Genomic DNA, 17874 nt, shown 5'->3' with positions numbered 1-17874 from the left:
CCATGTCCAAACCCTCCCCCGTCGGCACCGTCATGATCGCCGCCGCGCGCGCGGCCGGCCGGTCGCTCGCCCGCGATTTCGGCGAAGTCGAAAACCTGCAGGTCTCCAAGAAAGGCCCGGCAGATTTCGTCTCGAACGCCGACCATCGCGCCGAAGAGATCATTTATAGTTCCCTCGCCAAGGCGCGACCCGGCTATGGCTTTGTCATGGAAGAGCGCGGCATTGTCGAAGGTACGGACAAGTCGAACAAATTCATCGTCGATCCGCTCGATGGCACGCTGAACTTCCTGCATGGGCAGCCACATTATTCGGTTTCCATCGCGCTGGAGCGTGAAGGCAAGCTGCTGACCGGCGTCGTCTATGACGTGGCCAAGAACGAGATCTTCTGGGCCGAAACGGGCCGCGGCGCCTGGCTGGAAAATCGCAAGCTGCGCGTAGCCGCCCGCAGCCGTCTCAATGAAGCGGTGATTGCTACCGGAACACCCTGGCATGGGAAATCGGAAGAAATGCACGTGAATTTCGCGCGCGAAATGCTTGCCATGACGCCCGCCTGCGCCGGCATCCGCCGGTATGGCTCAGCCGCACTGGACCTTGCTTATGTGGCGGCCGGACGGTTTGACGGATTCTGGGAACGCGGCCTGAAGCCCTGGGACATCGCGGCCGGCATTGTCCTGGTACGCGAAGCGGGCGGCACCGTGGCCGAAATCGATGGCGGCGACATGATGCAATCCGGGTCTGTCCTCGCAGCCAATGAAGAGCTGCACCCGTTGATCGAGAAGCAGCTGCGCCACGCAGCTGCCTTTACGCGTAAGGCCGACTAACCCCCTTCCCTTGCGGCAAGGCCAAGCCGACCCAGAAAGCCCGTGACACCTGCGTCATTTTTTGGCCTTATAGGCTTAAAAAATGGGCAGGAAACAATCATGACACATACCGATACGGACGTTCTAATCATTGGGGCGGGCCTTTCCGGCATCGGCGCCGCCGTGCATCTCGGAAAGAAATGCCCGGGCATCGGCTACCAGATCTTCGAGCAACGCAGCGCGATTGGCGGAACATGGGATTTGTTCCGATATCCGGGCATCCGCTCTGACAGCGACATGCATACGCTGGGCTATAATTTCAAACCCTGGACCGAGGCCAAGGCCATCGCGGACGGGCCGTCCATCCGGAAATATGTCGAGGACACCGCCGACGAATACGGCGTGACCCCGCATATCAAGTTCAACACGACCATCGTCGCCGCCGACTGGTCCACGCCCGACCAGGCCTGGCATGTGACGCATGAGGACGAATATGGCGCCCGCAGCGTCACGACCTGCCGCTTCCTGTTCATGTGTGGCGGCTATTACCGCTATGATGAGGGCTACCGGCCGGACTTTCCGGGCGAAGAGGCCTTCAAGGGCCAGTTCGTCCATCCCCAGCACTGGCCGGAAGACCTCGACTATACCGCCAAGAAAGTCGTCATTATCGGCTCTGGCGCCACCGCCATGACACTGGTCCCGGCGATGACCGACAAGGCCGCGCATGTGGCCATGCTCCAGCGGTCACCGACCTATGTCGTCTCCCGCCCGGCGGTCGACAAATTCGCCAATTTCCTGCGCAAGGTGCTGCCTGACAGCTGGGCCTATTCCTTCATCCGCTGGCGGAACGTCCTGCTGCAGCAATTCTTCTTCAAGAAGACCCGCGCCAATCCAGACAAGGCACGCGAACGCCTGATCGGCATGGTCAAGGAAGAACTCGGTCCAGACTATCCGGTCGAGACCCATTTCAACCCGGCCTACAATCCGTGGGAACAGCGGCTTTGCCTTGTGCCGGATTCCGACCTGTTCAATGCGCTTAAGTCGGGCAAGGCCAGTGTCGAGACCGACCATATCGAGACGTTCACGGCCAATGGCATCAAGCTGAAATCCGGCAAGGAGATTGGAGCAGACATCGTCGTCACCGCGACCGGCCTGAAATTGCAGTTCATGAATGGGGTCGATGTCTCCGTTGACGGCACAAAGACAGACGCCGGGCGCCTGTTGAACTACAAGGGCGTGATGCTGTCCAACATGCCGAATTTGGCGGTTACCTTCGGCTATACCAATGCTTCCTGGACCCTGAAGGCCGACCTGACGTCTGAATATGTCTGCCGCCTGCTGAACTATATGGACCAGCACGGCTACACGTCCGCCATGCCGAAACTGGAGCAGTATCCGAACCAGACCGAGCCGTTCGTGGACTTCTCCTCCGGCTATTTCCAGCGTGTGATGGACCAGTTCCCGCGCCAGCACACTGAGAAACCGTGGAAGCTGAACCAGAACTACAGCGCGGACGTGAAAAATCTCCGCCGGGGGCCAATCGCCGATGGCGTGATGGACTTCACGAAAGCCGAAGAGGCTGAAAGCAAACGGCCTGCCCTTCAGGCCGCCGAATAGCGTTTTCCTGTATTTCCGTCATCGAGCTCCCTATATTCAAGTGTAGGGGCTTGATGAAGGGAATACGGATATGTGGTTATGGCTATTGTGGTGGTGCGTGGACGATCATCTCGCGGCGGCGCTCAACGCGCCGGGACTGGGAGAACTGCCCATCTGGGTGCCCTTGATCCTGTCGCTGGCCTTCGCCTTCACGATTGACGGCAAGGTCAAGAAACTCCGCAGGAAATAGGCCTAGCCTTCCGCAAACTGCAATTCGGCGAGGCGGGCATAGAGGCCGCCCTTGGCCACGAGTTCCTCGTGATTGCCTTCCTCGACGATGCGGCCATGTTCCATCACGATGATCCGGTCAGCCCGGCGCACCGTCGACAGGCGGTGCGCGATGACCAGCGTCGTGCGGCCCTCGGCAGCGTTTGCAATGGCGCGGCGCACGGCAGCTTCGCTCTCGGAATCGAGCGCAGAGGTCGCTTCGTCCAGCAAGAGCACCGGCGCATCGCGCACGAGCGCCCGCGCAAGCGCGATCCGCTGGCGCTGACCGCCTGACAGGCTGCGGCCCTTCTGGCCGAGATCTGTGGCCAGCCCATCCTTCTCCGCCAGGAAGTCAAACGCCTCGGCCATACGGGCCGCCTGTTCCAGCAATGCCGCGTCAGGCGTGTCCGTGCCAAAGCCGATATTCTGCGCCGCGGTGCCGGTAAACAGCGCCGATTCCTGTGGCGCATAGGCAAATTGCTGGCGCCAGTCGCGCGGGTCGGCCTGCATGGCGGAAACCCCATCCAGCGTGACGGCACCCGACGGCACATCAAACAGGCGCAGGGCCAGACGGAAGACGGTGGTCTTGCCTGCGCCGCTCGGGCCCACCAGGGCCACGAATTCGCCCGGCTTCACCGACAGCGAGAAATGGTCGAGCGCCGAGACCGCCTCATCCCCATAGCGGAAGCTGACATCGTCAAAGGCGAGCGCGCCGGTCACCTTGCCTGGCAGGGCCACCGGATGCTCAGGCGCGGTGATCTCGGGTTCGGCATTCAAAACTTCAGCCGCGCGGTCTGCGGCGCCGGCAGCGCGCATCACTTCGCCATAGACTTCCGCCAGCATGCCAAAGCCCGACCCCGCATAAAGCGCGTACAGCACCATGGAGGCGAGATCGCCAAAGCTCATCGACCCGGTGGCTACGGCCCGTGCGCCCATCCAGAGCACACCCACAAAGCCGCCAAACAGCAGGACAGAGACCAGCACGATCATCAGGGACCGGGCCCCGATCCGGCGCATCGCGGCATCAAACGTCGCCTCGACCGCTTCGGTGAACGCGCCGAGCCGACTCTGCTCGCGATTATAGGCCTGAACCAGTTCGATTGCGTCCAGCGCCTCGGCCGCTTCTGCGCCTGCATCGGCCAGGCGTGACTGGGCCCGGTTCGACATCTTCCGGATCACCCGGCCAATCGCCATGACCGGAAGGACCGCCACTGGCAACATGGCCAGCAAGGTGAGACCGAGCTTCCAGTTAACGACCAGCATCATGGTCAGCGCGCCCGTCGTCGTCAGCAGCGTCCGGGCGGCCAGCGAGGCCGACGAGCCAAGGAAGGTCTCGATCAGCGTGATGTCGGCCGTCAGACGCGAGACCGCCTCCCCTGAGCGCATCTGCGAATGATAGCGGGGCGAGAGCTTGAGCAGATGCGCATAGAGGTCCTTGCGGAGATCAGCCGCGATGCGCTCGCCGAAGCGGGAAACGAAATAGAACCGAACGGCACCGAGGACGCCGGACAGGATGGCAGCCAGCGCCACCCAGAGAAACGCGCGGTCGACCAGTGCCAGCAATTCCTCGGCACTGCCTCGCGCCGCCTGACCCGCATCTGCCGCGCTGCCGAGCAGCAGCGGAATGGCCAGGCTCACGGCGGCTGCGAGCACCAGGAACACCAAGGCGACCAACACGGTCACCCAGTGACGGGCCACATAAGGCATCAACAGGGCCAGCGGTTTCAGGGACTTTGCCTTGGGCCGGTTGATCGCCTCGCCCCCTGCAGGTTCTGTTGCGCGGCGGTCTTCTGTGTAGGAGCTGTCGGTATCGGCCATGCGGTGTCTATAAATCCTTTCAGATTCCCTGCCAGCAACCTCTTGCAGAGGCCACGTCTTTCAGTTACACGCCCCACTTCGAAAACAGGCTGAGACAAGCCCGCGCACCCAAGCGATGGCAGCGCGGTTGTCATTAGAGTTCAAGAGAGGCGAAGGCCATGAAAAAAGAAGGTCATCCCGACTATCACTTCGTCACCGTAGTGATGACAGACGGCACTGAATACCAGACCCGCTCCACCTATGGCAGCGAAGGCGATCGCCTGGTTCTGGACATCGATTCCAAATCGCACCCGGCCTGGACCGGCGGCGACGGCAAGATGCTCGACCGCGGTGGCCGCGTGTCGCGCTTCAAAGACAAGTTCAAAGGCTTCATGTAAGCGTTCTTCGCTTCGCATGATGCGTATAGTGGAAAGCCCCGACCGAATGGCCGGGGTTTTTCTTTGGGGACTCCCTCCTCCAAATTCAGGCGCGGGCCTGACCGGTTAACTGCCGCTTAACCCGCCATAGCCAGCGTGCACCCCACATTCAGGGAGGCAGGCCATGCTGCGCGGCGTTCAGTTCAAATCCATCCTCTATTCCGTTGCGATCCTTGCCGGACTTGGTGGGGCCGCTGCGCTTGCCGCGCAGGCCGCCATTGAACAGGACGGCCTCGTCTACTGGTCCGACGGCGATTCCGGCCGCCTGCCCGACGGCACGAAATTCCGCCTGCATGGCGTCGATGCGCCCGAGACCCGCAGCCTGAAACAGCTGGGCGGCGCCGAGTGCGAGGCCGAGCGCGAACAGGGCTATATCGCCAAGGAAAAAGTGATCGAACTGACCCGCAGCAAGGAGATTGCCGTTACGCGTGATTATGGTCTCGACCGATACAAGCGTCTGGTGGTGGATATCAGCATCGACGGAGCAGACTTGGCCACGACGCTGGTTTCAGAGGGCACCCACCAGATCTGGGACTATGATGGCGGGGCGCCAAAGCCCGACTGGTGTACGCCGCCCCGGAAGGCCACGCTCTCCAGCCCCCTCAGCCCGTAACGGGATCGCGCATTGCTCCGCTCGGCCAGGGTCTCTAGGCTTAGGAACCGTTACGCGAGGAGCCGTCCAGCATGATCTTTCCCAAACAGGCCGTTGCCGCGTCCCTCCTGCTCGGCCTGGCCATTCTGCCTGCCTGCGATGGCCAGGCCCCGTACGCGGCGCCAGCGCCCGAAACCGGCCTGCCTGACAATTCCGCCAAAGTCGAAACGGACCGCGCCCTTGCTGGCAACGAAGTGAGCACATCGGCTGGCGTCCGCATCCTGTCCACCGAAAAGCGGCTTGCCGTCATGGCAGGACATGTTGCCGCCGGGATCGCCCTCTACCGGGCCGGCGAACCGGATCTCGCCGCCGCGCAACTGGACTCGGCCGCATCCCGCGAGACAGCCACCGAGCGCAACGGATTTGACCGCTTTGGCTTCGACCCTGAAGTGTTTGAAACCGTCCACGCGGCCGCCACGGCTGGAACTCCCGCTGAGGAAATTGAGGAGGCGCTGACAGCCGCCGAAGCCAATCTCGCCGCAACGCTCGAGGCTGCCAGCATGGAAAAGCTGGATCTCATTCTCTTCCTGCTGGAATTGTGCGGGGATGAATATGGCGCCGGGGTCATGGACGCCGCCATCCACCGCGCCCCGGCCTATCAGGCCGCCTATGGCTACGCCGTCACGGCCCGCAATGTGGCGCGCCAGATGGAAGGCGCGGGCGATCTGGTGCTCGAACTGGAATTGCTTGTGCGCATGTGGCCCAGCGAAGGGCCGGTCATGACCAAGGCCGTTGCCCCCGAACCGGCAATGGGCACCCAGATTGCCCGGGCGCGCCTCGCCGCCTCACTGCTTTAGCAGGGCGTCAATAAATCCAACGGCTTCGATAGAACTCCAGTCAGCATCCCCCGCCAGGCGGGCAATCTCGGCCCCGGCGGCATCGTACAGGATCGTCGTCGGGAATCCCTGCACACCGCTGTCATAGACAATTTCATACTGTTCCGGCGTCGCGCTGTGGAAGGCGATGTTGCTGGCGCCCAGTTCGCCGAGACGCTGGGCGGCATAGGCGCGGTCTTCCTCGGAATCGACGCTGATCGCGACGACTTCAAACCGGTCCCCGCCTCGTGCAGTCTGAAGCGCACCCAGTGATGGCATTTCCTTCTCGCACGGCGCGCACCAGGTGGCCCAGAAATTGACGAGAATGACCTTCCCTTGGTAGTCGGCCAGCGTGCCGGGAGATCCGTCTTCCTGATAGAAAGGCGCCTCGGCCGCCGGGGTGCCGACATTGGCGAAGTCCAGTTTCTCGATTTCGCCTGTTGCAAAGGCTTCCAGCCGGTTTTCGGGAGGTTTTCCGCCGCCTGCGCTCATCAGCGCATAGACAATTGCGATCAGGCCGACCAAGAAGAGGGCGATATAGGCCAGACGGGTCATGGGGCACGGTCTCCAATACGAGTTTGAAGGGATATGGCAGTGACGACAGGCAAAGGCCAGACAATGTGGGGCGGACGCTTTGCCGCGACCCCGTCCGATATCATGGAAGAAATCAATGCATCCCTTGATATCGATCGCCGTATGGCGGCGGAAGACATTGCCGGCAGCCGCGCCCATGCCGACATGCTGGCCGAAATGGGCATCATCTCTGAGGGCGACAATGACGCCATTCAGGGCGGGCTGGACAAGATTTCCGAGGAGTTAAGGAACGGATCGTTCCCCTTCCGCCGCGAGCTGGAAGACATCCACATGAATGTCGAAGCGCGCCTCAAGGAGCTGATCGGAGAGCCCGCTGGCCGCCTGCACACGGCACGCTCCCGCAATGACCAGGTCGTGACCGATTTCCGCCTCTGGACGCGTGGCGCGCTGGATGAGGCCATGCAATTGATAGCTGGCCTGCAGGGCGCACTGGTCAAACGTGCCGACGAAAACACCGACACCGTCATGCCCGGCTTCACCCATCTCCAGACCGCGCAGCCGGTCACGCTTGGCCATCATTTGCTGGCCTATGCTGAAATGTTGGAACGCGACCGCTCGCGCCTGCTGGGCTGCGCTGAACGCCTGAATGAGTGTCCTCTTGGCGCCGCCGCTCTGGCCGGTACCGGCTTTCCCATTGATCGGGACATGACGGCAGAGGCGCTCGGCTTTGCCCGTCCGATGGCCAATTCGCTGGACGCTGTCTCGGCCCGTGACTTCGCGCTTGAGGCCCTCGCCGCCCTGTCCATCGCGGCAACGCATCTGTCCCGGCTTGCTGAAGAAATCGTGCTGTGGACCAGCGCGCAATTCGGTTTTGCCCAGCTGACTGACGCCTGGTCGACCGGCTCATCCATCATGCCGCAAAAGCGCAATCCGGACGCCGCCGAACTGATCCGTGCCAAGGCAAGCCTGATCACCGGGCTCTACACATCCCTGCAAGGGGCCGTGAAAGCGCTGCCGCTGGCCTATGCCAAGGATCTTCAGGACGACAAACGCCTGACCTTCGAAGCCTTCGACACCTACACTCTGTGCGTCCGCGCAATGACGGGCATGATCGAGACGATCCGCTTCAAACCGGACAATATGCGTGCCGCTGCCGCAAAGGGCTTCTCGACCGCGACCGACCTGGCCGACTGGCTGGTCCGCGAACTCGGCCTGCCCTTCCGGACCGCGCACCATATTACCGGGGAACTGGTCGCAAAAGCCGAGGCCAGAGCCTGCGATCTGTCCGATCTGACACGGGAAGACATGCAGGCCGTGCATGTCGATATAACAGATGCGGTATTTGATGTTCTGACGGTTGAAGCCTCTGCCTCATCTCGGACATCTTATGGCGCTACAAGCCCTGTTCGCGTTGCCGAACAAGTGGCACAGTGGAAACAGAGACTTCGACTGGAGTAGTCATTGATGAAACGCCCCCTCCTTTTCGCCGCCGCTCTCATGGTCACGTCTGCCAATCTGGCAGCCTGCGGCCTGACCGGAGACCTGAAGCGCCCCGATCCGCTCTGGGGTGAGCCGAGCGATGGCCTGGAGCCTGCTGAACTGCCGCCCCAGAACCAGAACAATTTGCCAAGTCTGCCCGACCGTGAGGACGAAGACACGGATACGGATGCAGATGACGAATTACTCGGCGGCGCGTAGGGAGCGGTCCATGAAATTACCAACACCATTGCTGGCCGTGCGATTGATCGCCGGCCTTACGGGGCTGTGCCTCGCCGCCGCATGCCAAAGCCAGCCGACCACGCTGGTGGTGGAGGCCGTCGCCCCCGCTGACCCTGTCGAACCGGTCGCCGTTGCGACCGAACTCGATGTGACCGAAGCCGAAGGCCCGGTGACCAATCAATGGGGCGGTGTCGTCCCGGAAGCCAAGCCGACGACGCCCATCGATAATGGCGCGCTCGGCGAAGTCGAGTAGTCCATGCATCACTTTACCTATCAGGACGGCAGCCTCCATTGCGAAGGCGTGAACCTCAACCAGATCGCCGATGAAGTCGGCACGCCCTGCTATGTGTATTCATCAGCGACCCTGGTGCGGCATGCCCGCGTTATCGCCTCGGCCTTTGAGGGCCAGGATTGCCTGATCGCCTATTCCGTTAAATCAAACGGGAATCTCGGCGTCCTGTCGACGCTGGCGCAGGAAGGCTGCGGCGCAGATGTCGTCAGCGGCGGGGAATTGCAGCGCGCCCTGCGGGCGGACATTCCGGCGGACCGCATCGTGTTCTCCGGAGTCGGCAAGACGGCCGAGGAAATGCAGTTGGCCCTGCGCGCCGGCATCCACCAGTTCAATGTGGAAAGCGCGGCCGAACTGCGCCGCCTGTCAGAGGTCGCCAGCCTGACCGGCACCGAGGCGCCCGTCGCAATCCGGGTCAATCCCGATGTCGCCGCAGGCGGCCATCCGAACATTTCGACCGGCAAGAAGGGCGACAAGTTCGGCGTGCCGTGGAGCGATGCCGAAGACCTCTACGCTGAAGCCGCCACGCTGCCCGGCATCCGTGTGGTCGGCGTGGATGTGCATATCGGCAGCCAGATCGGCGACCTCGTTCCGATGCGGGCCGCTTTTGAGAAGGTTGTGGGCCTCGCCAAACGCTTGCGCGAAGCTGGCCATGATATCCGCCGCATTGATCTCGGCGGCGGGCTGGGCATCCCCTACAGGGACAGCGACGCGCCCGCGCCGCCCTCTGATTACGCCGCCATGATCGCTGAGGTGACACAGGATCTCGGCGTGCAGGTCATCCTTGAGCCGGGCCGTGTGATCACGGGCAATGCCGGCGTGCTGCTCAGCACGGCGCTGTATGAAAAAACAGCGCCCGACACGAATTTCCTGATCATTGATGCCGGCATGAACGACCTCATGCGCCCCGCGCTCTATGACGCCCATCACGATATCCTGCCTCTGGCTCAGGCCGGCGCAGGGGCGGAGCGCAAGACCTATGACGTGGTCGGCCCGATCTGCGAGTCGACAGACAAATTTGCCAAGGCCCGTGAGATGACCGCCGTGCGGCCCGGCCAGCGGATCGCCTTCATGTCTGCAGGTGCCTATGGCGCTGTGCTGTCATCCTCCTACAATGCAAGGCCGCTGGTTCCGGAAGTTCTGGTGAACGGGTCGTCATTTGACATTGTGCGTCGTCGTCCGGACTTTGAAGAAATGATCGCCCTTGAAAAGGTACCTGATTGGCTAACTCAGACGGCATGAAGGCGCTCCACGCCAAGGTTTCCGCCACACGGCGGAAGCTGACGGTCTACGCCTTCTTCAAGGCGTTCTGGCCCTTCCTGACCTTTGTTGCCATCTTTCTGGCCATTGCTCTGGCGGGCGTCATTGACCGCATGGGCGCAGCCGTCGCCGCCGTGGCGACGATTCTTTTCCTCGGCGGGTCCATCCTGTTCATCCTGCAAGGCGGCCGGCGCTATACGCCCGTCAGCCGTGAGGACGCCGCGCGCCTGCTCGATCAGCAATCAGATTTGCGGCCCGTATCCTCCCTGACCGATCGCCCGGCAAGCGTGAGCCGCGGATCGCAGAAATTGTGGCAGAAGCATCGCCTGCGCCTGCTGGAAGAAGCCAAACGCCTGAAGCCGCCCTCCCTGTCGCGGGACTGGAACCGCCTCGACCCCTACTGGATGCGAGCGGTCCTGCCGGCCTTGCTCCTCCTGATGGGTGTGTTTGCCGGAACGGATGCGGGCGCGCGTCTGCAACGCGCCTTGTTTCCGGACTATGGCGCCCTGGTGGGCGCTGACGGCATGGTGGTCGAAGCGTGGATCACACCGCCGGAACATACTGGCCGCGCGCCGATTTTCCTGACACCTGAGCTGCAGAATGTGCGCGTGCCGGAAGGCTCTGAAGTGACCCTGCGTACCCAGGCCCATAGCGCGCCGAAACTGATCCTGAAGGGCGAAACCACCCACAAGCAGCGGTTCGAACCTACGCCCGATGGCGCCTATGAAGCCCGCGCGAAGATTGTCGAGGACACACGCCTGTCCGTGAACTGGTGGGGCGAGCGGGCAGGTTGGCAATTGCTGACCTCTCCAGATGACGCGCCGGCCGCCCGCTTCGTGAAGGCGCCTGAAATGGGCCGGCAGGACCGGACTGAAATCGTCTGGGCCGTATCGGATGATTATGGTGTCTCCTCGCTGGAGCTTCAGATCAGATTGCAAACGCCCAACCCGGCTGCGCCGGACGAAGCCGATCATGTGGGAATTCCCCTGTCCGGCGCGGCGCCCACCTCTGCCGAGGACATCACCCAGCTGGACCTCACCCGCCATCGCTGGGCCGGTATGCCGGTCACCTTGCGCCTCGTCGCGACAGATGGCGCCGGTCAGACCGGCCTCAGCGCCCCGGTGGATTTCAAGCTGCCCGAAAAACTCTTCCTCGACCCGATTGCCCGTGTTGCGCAGGAAGTTCGCGTCACCGTGCTGCGCGAACCACGCGACTACGCTGACCTGTCGAAGAATGACGACGCGCTGCAACAGGATGCCCTCAATCTGACCGCCGCAAATCGCCTCGGCACCGCCCCGCCGGATATCCAGAAAGCCGCGCTGATGCTGGATGCGATGACCTATAAGGGCGAGCGCTATATCCGTGACCAGGGCGTCTACCTCACCTTCCGGACTGCCCGGAGCATCCTCGACACAGCCGCCACAAAAGATGAAGCCGAACAGGTAGATCCCCTGCTCTGGGCGCTGGCGCTACGCGCCGAATATGGCAGCGCAGCCGATGCGCTGAGACGGCTTGAAGCCGCGCGCCGCGCCCTCGAACAGGCCCTGCGTGATGGCGCCTCCGAAGACGAGATCAAGCAGCGCATGGAAGCCTTCCGGGATGCGGCAAATGAATACCTTGCCGCCAAGATGGCCGAGGCCATCGCCAATGGCGGTGAGCAGCCGCAAATGCAAATGGATCAGGAAGCCATGTCCGGCGGGCCAGATCTCGGCGGGCAGGATTTCGAGGACATGCTGAACGCCCTGCAGGACCTCACCGAAACCGGCGCGACGGACCAAGCCCGGCAGCTGCTTTCCGACATTACGAACATGCTGCAGAATCTCGAATTCCAGCAGGGTCAGTCCGGCTCGGGTGGCATGCCGGGCATGCCCGGTCAGCAAGCCGACGGCGAACAGGAAGACCTGCCGCCGGAAGAACAGGAACTGACCGATGCCATGCGCCGTCTGTCCGAAATCCTGCGTGAGCAGCGCCAACTGAATGATGACACGCTGGCCCAGGAACGCGGCGAGCGTCCCGGCCAGTCAGGACAGGAACAGGGTGGCCAGGCGCCTGGCCAACAACCCGGCCAGCAATCCGGCACCCGGCAGGGACAGGAATCTGGCGAACCCGGCGGCGGCGAAGCGGGCAGCGGCCAGACCGAATCCCCGCAAGGAGGTGGCGAGGAGAATGGCGAACGTCCCGGCAGCGGCGGCGGAGAGTTTGCCGAAGGCAATGAAGGCGAAGGCTCTGGTCCCGGACAATCGGAATCTCTTGCCGAGCGGCAGGCCCGCCTTGGTCGGCTGGTCGAGGAATTTGCCCGCGAACAGGGATTAGGCGCCGGCACGGAAGGCGAGAATGCGCTCGAAGGGCGCGTCGATCCAGACGCGCTAGAGGATATTCGCCGCGCCCAGCGCCAGGCCGAAGACGCCCTGCAACAAGGCAATGAGCGCCGTGCCGCCCGCAATCAGGAAATGGCCACAAACGCGCTCTCTGAAGTCTCCCGTGATCTGGCCGAGCGTTTGGATACGCTGGAACGCGAACGCAATGGCCAGGACGCTCAGGCCAGCGATCCTTTCGGTCGCCCCGCCGGAGGGCCGGGCAATAGTGGCGAAGAGGTCAACATTCCGGATGCAAGCGAACGACAGCGCGCCAAGGACATCCTCGAAGAGCTGCGCCAGCGCTACAATGAATCCGATGATGAGGAAGAGCGCGAATATTTGCGCCGACTGCTCGACCGGTTCTGACCCTTGCGCCCCTTCTCTTTCCCTGACTTGATAGAAACGGGAGGAAACGGACATGGCCGAGCGCTGGACCTACACGCATGGACTGAAAGATCTGGGGAACGGGCTCTATGCCTGGCTTCAGCCGGATGGCGGATGGGGCTGGTCGAATGCCGGCCTGATCCGGGACGGTGACCAGTCTCTGCTGGTGGACACGCTGTTCGACATGCCGCTTACCCGCACCATGCTGTGCGCGATGCAGGACGCGACCGCTCTTGCCGCAGAGGACATTGGTGTCATCGTCAATACGCACGCAAATGGCGATCATTGTCATGGCAATGGCTGTTGTCCGCAGGCGGATATCATCGCGTCGGAAGCCAGCGCGAAGGAAATGATTGAAGTGCCCCCAGCCATGCTGGCCCAGTTCAAGAAGCTCGGCGGGCAGCTTGGACCTGCCGGCAGCTATTTTGCGGACATCTTTGCGCCGTTCGATTTCGACAACGTCGAGGAGCGCGCACCGACACAGACCTTTGCAGGTCAGATGGATCTGAAGGTCGGCGACAAGGTGGTCGAGCTGATAGAAGTCGGGCCAGCCCATACAGAAGGCGACGTACTGGTACATGTGCCAGACGACAAGACGGTTTTCACGGGCGATATCCTGTTCATTGATGGCACGCCGCTGATGTGGGCCGGGCCCGTCTCCAACTGGGTCGGGGCGTGCGACCGGATTTGCGAGATGGACGTCGATGTCATTGTGCCGGGGCATGGTCCGGTGACGGACAAGGCGGGCGTCCGCCGCGTTGCTGAATACCTCAAATTCGTGGACGCCGAAGCGCGCAGACGATTTGAGGCTGGCCTAAGTGTGCGGGATGCCGCGCTGGATATCGCACTCGGGGACTACTCAAGCTGGGGCGACGCCGAACGCATCGCCCTCAATGTCGATACGCTCTACCGGGAATATCGCGGGGATGGTGTGGTTACACCCGTGATCGAATTGTTCGGCCTGATGGCAGAGGTGCGAGACACGCAGCGCGCCTAGCGGTTTGCGCCGGGCACCCATTTGACGTCGTCGGCGCCATTATTATTGGCAACACGGCCGGCGACGAACATCCAGTCCGACAGTCGGTTAATGTAGGCAAGCGCTTCGGGACTGACGATTTCGTCTTCCATCGCGAAGACTTCCGCCACTTCCCGCTCGGCCCTGCGGCAAAGCGTACGCGCGACATGGAAGTGCGCAGCGAGGTCGCTGCCACCCGGCAGGATGAAGCTGTCCAATGGGGCGAGACGCTCGTTCATCGCGTCGATTTCGGTTTCAAGTCGTTTCACCTGGCTTTCAATGATGCGCAGCGGAGTCCATTCCAGCGTCTTGCCCCGGTCGGGCGTTGCGAGGTCGGCGCCAAGATCGAAAAGATCGTTCTGGATACGGCGGATGGCGGCGAGCATATCACCCTCGGCCTTGAGCGCGGCCACACCGAGCGCGGCATTGGTCTCATCTACCGTGCCATAGGCAACGACGCGCGGATGCCATTTGTCGACCGGCTCACCTGTCGAGAGGCGTGTCTTTCCCTTGTCGCCGGAGCGGGTGTAGATCTTGTCCAGTTTGACCATGACGCGCCCCTCAGAAACCGATCTTGACTGCACCCAGCGTCACACCGAGCGCAACAAGGAGCACAATCACGATCGCCTGAATCATGATGCGCAGACGCATCAGCTTGTTGGACCGGCTTGCCTGTTTGTCATCGGTGCGGGCGATGTTGGCGATGCCGATCCCCAATACGACCACCAGCGCCGCAAGCGCGACGTAGAAGCCAGTCATCAGGATGGTTTGCATGGGCGGCCTTTCAAGCAGCGTGAAGATGAGAGCATAAAGCGCGAGAGGCTGTTTGCCACGCGCAAAGCGTCGCGGGGGTCAGCTGCCGCTTTCCATCCGTTCGGCCAATGAGGTAATCCGGCTGGCCGCCTTGAGCAGGGCTTCGGCGGCCCTGGCTTCGCTGGCGGCGCTACCGGGCGCGGAGCGGCGCGCTGAATCCAATTCGTCAAGCAAGGCCAGTGCCGTGATCAGCAGCAGGCGCTCATCGCCAATGTCACCCACCGCCCCTGCGATCTGGTTCACCCGCGCATCGAGTTGCTTGGACAGGGCCTCAATGCGGCTCTCCTGGCCGGGGGCGCAGGCAATGGAATATGACCGGCCGCGAAGCTGGATATCTGCCTTAGCCATCCGGCTGCCCTTCCCGGCCAATGGCGGCGCGGACTTCCTCGATGGCAGAGCCAAGGGCCTCGCTTGCTTCGTCTGCCAGCAGCTGCAATTGCTTCTCCCGTGCCAGAGATGCATCAAGCTGTTCAGCCAGGTCAGATCGGTCAGAAACGAGGGCGGCAAGCTCGGCTTTGATCACGTCGGGATTGCCGGCGCGCGCCATCAGGCTGTCGAGCGCGCCTTCCAGTCGTATCAACGCCTCATCAAGCTGGCGGATGGCAGGATCGATTTCACTCATATACACAATGAAGTAACGGTATTATCCCAATCCGCCAAGCGACTTGACGCAACGGCCTTAGTCTGGCCTACGACTTCCGCAAACCAAAGGAGACTAGCAGAATGGCTGTCACGAACCGCGACATGGCAAACGCCGTCCGCGCCCTATCCATGGACGCCGTCGAGGCGGCCAAATCCGGACATGTCGGCCTGCCGCTCGGCATGGCAGATGCTGCAACCGTTCTTTTCCGCAAATTCCTGAAATTCGACCCCTCGCAGCCTGACTGGCCAGACCGTGACCGGTTCATCCTGTCAGCAGGCCACGGCTCGATGCTGATCTATTCGTTGCTGCACCTCACCGGCTATAAATCCGTTAGCCGGGATGACATCCGCAATTTCCGCCAACTCGGTGCGAACACACCCGGCCACCCTGAGAACTTCGTCACCAAGGGCGTCGAGACAACGACCGGCCCGCTCGGCCAGGGCATCGCCACCGCCGTCGGCATGGCGATGGCAGAGCGTCATCTGAATGCGCGCTTCGGTGACGACCTCGTTGACCACAAGACCTACGTGATTGTTGGCGATGGCTGCCTGATGGAAGGCGTCAGCCAGGAAGCGATCACGCTCGCGGGTCACATGAAACTCGACCGCCTGATCGTTCTCTGGGACGACAATTCGGTCACCATCGACGGTAATATCGATGTCGCAGATTCCACCGACCAGTGCGCACGTCTTGAAGCCTCCGGCTGGATCACCCGCAAAGTGGACGGCCATGACGAGAAAGACGTCGAGGCCGCTCTGAAATGGGCCCAGAAACAGAAGCAGCCCGTCTTCCTCGCGATCAAGACCATCATCGGGTATGGCGCGCCGAAGCTGGCCGGTACCGGCAAGGCCCATGGCGGTCCTTACGGCCCCGACGAGATCGCCGGTATCCGGGAGAACATTGGCTGGCCTCACGCGCCGTTCGAAGTTCCCGCGGCCATCGAGAAAGCCTGGAAGAAGGTCGGCGAACGCGGCGCCGAGGCCCGCAAGGCCTGGAAAGAGCGCCAGATGGCCTCGCCGCACAAGGGCGAGTTCAACGCCGCCATGGCCGGACGCCTGCCGAAGAACCTCTCCAAGGCGATCATCAAGCACAAGAAGGCGGTCGTCGAAGGCGGCGAGAAGAAAGCTACCCGCCAATGGAGCGGTGCAGCCCTCGAAGTCATCACGCATCTTGTGCCGGAAATGGTCGGCGGCTCGGCTGACCTGACCGGGTCCAACAATACGAAGACAGCGGTAACGACGCCGATGACGCCGTCCGACTGGGCGGGCCGGTATGTCCATTATGGTGTGCGGGAGCACGGCATGGCCGCCGCGATGAACGGCATGGCGCTGCATGGTGGCATCATCCCCTATTCCGGCACCTTCCTCGTCTTTGCGGACTATAGTCGCGCGGCCATCCGGCTCGGCGCCCTGATGGGCGCACGTGTGGTGCATGTCATGACCCATGACTCGATTGGCCTCGGCGAAGACGGCCCGACCCACCAGCCGGTCGAACAAGTTGCCTCGCTCCGCGCGATGCCGAACATGCGGGTCTTCCGCCCGGCCGACGGTGTCGAAACTGCCGAATGCTGGGAAGTTGCCCTCAACAATGCCGACGGCCCCGCCACAATGGCGCTTACCCGCCAGGGTCTTGCCCCGGCGCGCAAGGAGCACACGGACGAAAATCTCAGCGCGCTCGGCGGCTATGTCGTCTCGCCATCAGGCGTGAAGTCGCGCGAAGCTGCGGTACTGATCGCGACCGGTTCGGAAGTGGAAATTGCACTTCAGGCCCAGGCTGAGCTGGCGAAAGAGAAAATCCATGTCCGCGTCGTCTCGATGCCATGCATGGAGTTGTTCGCGCAGCAGGACGAGAAGTACCAGCGCGAAACGCTGGGCGGTGACCTGCCAAAAGTGGCCGTCGAGGCCGGCGTCCGCTTCGGCTGGGATCGCTGGCTCGGCTCAAAAGGCGCCTTTGTCGGCATGGACAGCTTCGGCGCCAGTGCGCCTTACCAGAAGCTGTACGAATATTTCGGCATTACGGCCGACAAGGTCGCCGAGGCGGTCAAGGGTCTGCTCTAGCTGGACTTGAACAGATCCATCTGGCGAGGATCAATGTAGCGCTTGCGGCGTGGCTTGGTTCGGCCAGACCGAAAATAGAGATCATCGGTATGATCTTCGACCGGCGGCTTCTCAGTCGCCGGTTTTTTCTTGCGCGCTGCCGGAAGGCGCGTGACCAGGGCAGGGTCGACCAGTTTCCACCAGGTCACAGCGAGGACGGGCTTGCCCTCATTGTCTTCATATTTCTGAAGGTGGCCGTGGGCCCCCTCTTCATCATTGTGCGATTTCAGATAGGCTTCGGCCTCTTCCTCGGTCACGTTCAGCCAGTCAGTCGATAGCGACTCGACCGTGTATCCGGGCGCGAGCGCTTCTGCGTCGCTGCGGGTACGGGCCGCTTTGACGCCCGGTCTCAGCGCGTCTTCGACACGTATCGCAATGGGAAAGGCGTGACTCATGGCGC

At 62.3% G+C, this 17874-nt stretch carries 20 protein-coding genes; 13 read left to right on the top strand and 7 right to left on the bottom strand.

Annotated elements, in window-relative coordinates; genetic code table 11:
• Positions 1 to 2 precede the first annotated feature (2 nt).
• The 3 genes from V7660_RS01280 to V7660_RS01270 all read left to right on the top strand — a co-directional run bounded on the left by V7660_RS01280 (position 3) and on the right by V7660_RS01270 (position 2646).
• On the top strand, positions 3 to 821 hold the full coding sequence (locus V7660_RS01280) for an inositol monophosphatase family protein (protein WP_335601309.1): 819 nt from the start codon (positions 3 to 5) through the stop codon (positions 819 to 821).
• A 99-nt stretch (positions 822 to 920) separates the two neighbouring features.
• Entirely contained in the window at positions 921 to 2417 is a 1497-nt protein-coding gene (locus V7660_RS01275; RefSeq protein WP_335601308.1) for a flavin-containing monooxygenase, read from the top strand.
• A 70-nt stretch (positions 2418 to 2487) separates the two neighbouring features.
• Positions 2488 to 2646 (top strand): hypothetical protein, encoded by a 159-nt coding sequence (locus V7660_RS01270; protein WP_335601307.1) that lies wholly within the window; start codon positions 2488 to 2490, stop codon positions 2644 to 2646.
• 2 nt (positions 2647 to 2648) lie between these two features.
• Here V7660_RS01270 and V7660_RS01265 read toward each other — a convergent pair whose 3' ends face one another.
• The gene (locus V7660_RS01265) at positions 2649 to 4481 is read right to left on the bottom strand and encodes an ABC transporter transmembrane domain-containing protein (RefSeq protein ID WP_335601306.1); all 1833 of its coding nucleotides are present in this window, start codon (positions 4479 to 4481) and stop codon (positions 2649 to 2651) included.
• A gap of 158 nt (positions 4482 to 4639) precedes the next feature.
• Here V7660_RS01265 and rpmE point away from each other — a divergent pair, with 158 nt between their 5' ends.
• From rpmE to V7660_RS01250, 3 genes are all read left to right on the top strand, one after another.
• Complete coding sequence (gene rpmE, locus V7660_RS01260; protein ID WP_034814727.1) at positions 4640 to 4858, top strand: 50S ribosomal protein L31; 219 nt, start codon at positions 4640 to 4642, stop codon at positions 4856 to 4858.
• A gap of 163 nt (positions 4859 to 5021) precedes the next feature.
• The gene (locus tag V7660_RS01255) at positions 5022 to 5510 is read left to right on the top strand and encodes a thermonuclease family protein (protein ID WP_335601305.1); all 489 of its coding nucleotides are present in this window, start codon (positions 5022 to 5024) and stop codon (positions 5508 to 5510) included.
• Positions 5511 to 5581: 71 nt separating this feature from the next.
• The gene (locus V7660_RS01250) at positions 5582 to 6346 is read left to right on the top strand and encodes a hypothetical protein (protein ID WP_335601304.1); all 765 of its coding nucleotides are present in this window, start codon (positions 5582 to 5584) and stop codon (positions 6344 to 6346) included.
• Here the strand turns inward: V7660_RS01250 and V7660_RS01245 are convergent.
• Positions 6335 to 6919 (bottom strand): TlpA family protein disulfide reductase, encoded by a 585-nt coding sequence (locus tag V7660_RS01245; RefSeq protein ID WP_335601303.1) that lies wholly within the window; start codon positions 6917 to 6919, stop codon positions 6335 to 6337. The two genes, V7660_RS01250 and V7660_RS01245, sit on opposite strands and share 12 nt — an antisense overlap.
• Positions 6920 to 6982: 63 nt before the next feature.
• Here V7660_RS01245 and argH point away from each other — a divergent pair, with 63 nt between their 5' ends.
• From argH to V7660_RS01215, 6 genes are read left to right on the top strand one after another with little or no spacing between them, the layout of a single operon-like run.
• Positions 6983 to 8356 carry an argininosuccinate lyase gene (gene argH / locus V7660_RS01240; protein WP_442910016.1) on the top strand — a complete coding sequence of 458 codons (1374 nt, stop codon included), beginning with the start codon at positions 6983 to 6985 and terminating at the stop codon, positions 8354 to 8356.
• A gap of 6 nt (positions 8357 to 8362) precedes the next feature.
• Positions 8363 to 8596, top strand: a complete 234-nt coding sequence (gene lptM, locus V7660_RS01235; RefSeq protein WP_335601301.1) for an LPS translocon maturation chaperone LptM — start codon at positions 8363 to 8365, stop codon at positions 8594 to 8596.
• Between the two features lie 10 nt (positions 8597 to 8606).
• Positions 8607 to 8870: a hypothetical protein gene (locus V7660_RS01230; RefSeq protein ID WP_335601300.1), complete on the top strand. Its 264-nt coding sequence runs from the start codon at positions 8607 to 8609 to the stop codon at positions 8868 to 8870.
• 3 nt (positions 8871 to 8873) lie between these two features.
• Complete coding sequence (gene lysA, locus V7660_RS01225) at positions 8874 to 10148, top strand: diaminopimelate decarboxylase (RefSeq protein WP_335601299.1); 1275 nt, start codon at positions 8874 to 8876, stop codon at positions 10146 to 10148.
• Positions 10127 to 12889, top strand: coding sequence for a DUF4175 domain-containing protein (locus tag V7660_RS01220; RefSeq protein WP_335601298.1), 2763 nt, complete (start codon positions 10127 to 10129; stop codon positions 12887 to 12889). The genes lysA and V7660_RS01220 overlap by 22 nt, the downstream gene beginning before the upstream one ends.
• 52 nt (positions 12890 to 12941) lie before the next feature.
• Positions 12942 to 13904 carry an MBL fold metallo-hydrolase gene (locus tag V7660_RS01215; protein ID WP_335601297.1) on the top strand — a complete coding sequence of 321 codons (963 nt, stop codon included), beginning with the start codon at positions 12942 to 12944 and terminating at the stop codon, positions 13902 to 13904.
• On the opposite strand, the gene V7660_RS01210 is transcribed toward V7660_RS01215, so the two are convergent.
• The 4 genes from V7660_RS01210 to V7660_RS01195 form a co-directional block, all read right to left on the bottom strand.
• Positions 13901 to 14473, bottom strand: a complete 573-nt coding sequence (locus V7660_RS01210) for a cob(I)yrinic acid a,c-diamide adenosyltransferase (RefSeq protein WP_335601296.1) — start codon at positions 14471 to 14473, stop codon at positions 13901 to 13903. The two genes, V7660_RS01215 and V7660_RS01210, sit on opposite strands and share 4 nt — an antisense overlap.
• 10 nt (positions 14474 to 14483) lie before the next feature.
• Positions 14484 to 14696: an HIG1 domain-containing protein gene (locus V7660_RS01205; RefSeq protein ID WP_335601295.1), complete on the bottom strand. Its 213-nt coding sequence runs from the start codon at positions 14694 to 14696 to the stop codon at positions 14484 to 14486.
• A 78-nt stretch (positions 14697 to 14774) separates the two neighbouring features.
• Positions 14775 to 15083: a cell division protein ZapA gene (locus V7660_RS01200; RefSeq protein WP_335601294.1), complete on the bottom strand. Its 309-nt coding sequence runs from the start codon at positions 15081 to 15083 to the stop codon at positions 14775 to 14777.
• Positions 15076 to 15357 carry a DUF4164 family protein gene (locus V7660_RS01195; RefSeq protein WP_335601293.1) on the bottom strand — a complete coding sequence of 94 codons (282 nt, stop codon included), beginning with the start codon at positions 15355 to 15357 and terminating at the stop codon, positions 15076 to 15078. Before V7660_RS01195 ends, V7660_RS01200 begins: the two co-directional genes overlap by 8 nt.
• A gap of 101 nt (positions 15358 to 15458) precedes the next feature.
• Between V7660_RS01195 and tkt the strand changes: the two genes are divergently transcribed.
• On the top strand, positions 15459 to 17435 hold the full coding sequence (tkt, locus tag V7660_RS01190) for a transketolase (protein ID WP_335601292.1): 1977 nt from the start codon (positions 15459 to 15461) through the stop codon (positions 17433 to 17435).
• Here tkt and V7660_RS01185 read toward each other — a convergent pair.
• Positions 17432 to 17869: a hypothetical protein gene (locus tag V7660_RS01185; protein ID WP_335601291.1), complete on the bottom strand. Its 438-nt coding sequence runs from the start codon at positions 17867 to 17869 to the stop codon at positions 17432 to 17434. The genes tkt and V7660_RS01185 overlap by 4 nt on opposite strands.
• Positions 17870 to 17874 lie beyond the last annotated feature (5 nt).

The sequence above is a fragment of the Hyphomonas sp. genome (assembly GCF_036964145.1).
Taxonomy (GTDB): Bacteria; Pseudomonadota; Alphaproteobacteria; order Caulobacterales; family Hyphomonadaceae; genus Hyphomonas.
This window is presented reverse-complemented; position numbering and strand designations above follow the sequence as displayed.

Coding starts and splice junctions, on each gene's coding strand:
- lptM (WP_335601301.1), top strand. CDS start 8,363: ATGAAACGCCCCCTCCTTTTCGCCGCCGCTCTCATGGTCACGTCTGCC.
- V7660_RS01280 (WP_335601309.1), top strand. CDS start 3: ATGTCCAAACCCTCCCCCGTCGGCACCGTCATGATCGCCGCCGCGCGC.
- V7660_RS01265 (WP_335601306.1), bottom strand. CDS start 4,481: ATGGCCGATACCGACAGCTCCTACACAGAAGACCGCCGCGCAACAGAA.
- rpmE (WP_034814727.1), top strand. CDS start 4,640: ATGAAAAAAGAAGGTCATCCCGACTATCACTTCGTCACCGTAGTGATG.
- V7660_RS01250 (WP_335601304.1), top strand. CDS start 5,582: ATGATCTTTCCCAAACAGGCCGTTGCCGCGTCCCTCCTGCTCGGCCTG.
- V7660_RS01195 (WP_335601293.1), bottom strand. CDS start 15,357: ATGAGTGAAATCGATCCTGCCATCCGCCAGCTTGATGAGGCGTTGATA.
- V7660_RS01230 (WP_335601300.1), top strand. CDS start 8,607: ATGAAATTACCAACACCATTGCTGGCCGTGCGATTGATCGCCGGCCTT.
- V7660_RS01200 (WP_335601294.1), bottom strand. CDS start 15,083: ATGGCTAAGGCAGATATCCAGCTTCGCGGCCGGTCATATTCCATTGCC.
- V7660_RS01255 (WP_335601305.1), top strand. CDS start 5,022: ATGCTGCGCGGCGTTCAGTTCAAATCCATCCTCTATTCCGTTGCGATC.
- V7660_RS01215 (WP_335601297.1), top strand. CDS start 12,942: ATGGCCGAGCGCTGGACCTACACGCATGGACTGAAAGATCTGGGGAAC.
- V7660_RS01270 (WP_335601307.1), top strand. CDS start 2,488: ATGTGGTTATGGCTATTGTGGTGGTGCGTGGACGATCATCTCGCGGCG.
- tkt (WP_335601292.1), top strand. CDS start 15,459: ATGGCTGTCACGAACCGCGACATGGCAAACGCCGTCCGCGCCCTATCC.
- V7660_RS01185 (WP_335601291.1), bottom strand. CDS start 17,869: ATGAGTCACGCCTTTCCCATTGCGATACGTGTCGAAGACGCGCTGAGA.
- argH (WP_442910016.1), top strand. CDS start 6,983: ATGTGGGGCGGACGCTTTGCCGCGACCCCGTCCGATATCATGGAAGAA.
- V7660_RS01210 (WP_335601296.1), bottom strand. CDS start 14,473: ATGGTCAAACTGGACAAGATCTACACCCGCTCCGGCGACAAGGGAAAG.
- lysA (WP_335601299.1), top strand. CDS start 8,874: ATGCATCACTTTACCTATCAGGACGGCAGCCTCCATTGCGAAGGCGTG.
- V7660_RS01205 (WP_335601295.1), bottom strand. CDS start 14,696: ATGCAAACCATCCTGATGACTGGCTTCTACGTCGCGCTTGCGGCGCTG.
- V7660_RS01245 (WP_335601303.1), bottom strand. CDS start 6,919: ATGACCCGTCTGGCCTATATCGCCCTCTTCTTGGTCGGCCTGATCGCA.
- V7660_RS01275 (WP_335601308.1), top strand. CDS start 921: ATGACACATACCGATACGGACGTTCTAATCATTGGGGCGGGCCTTTCC.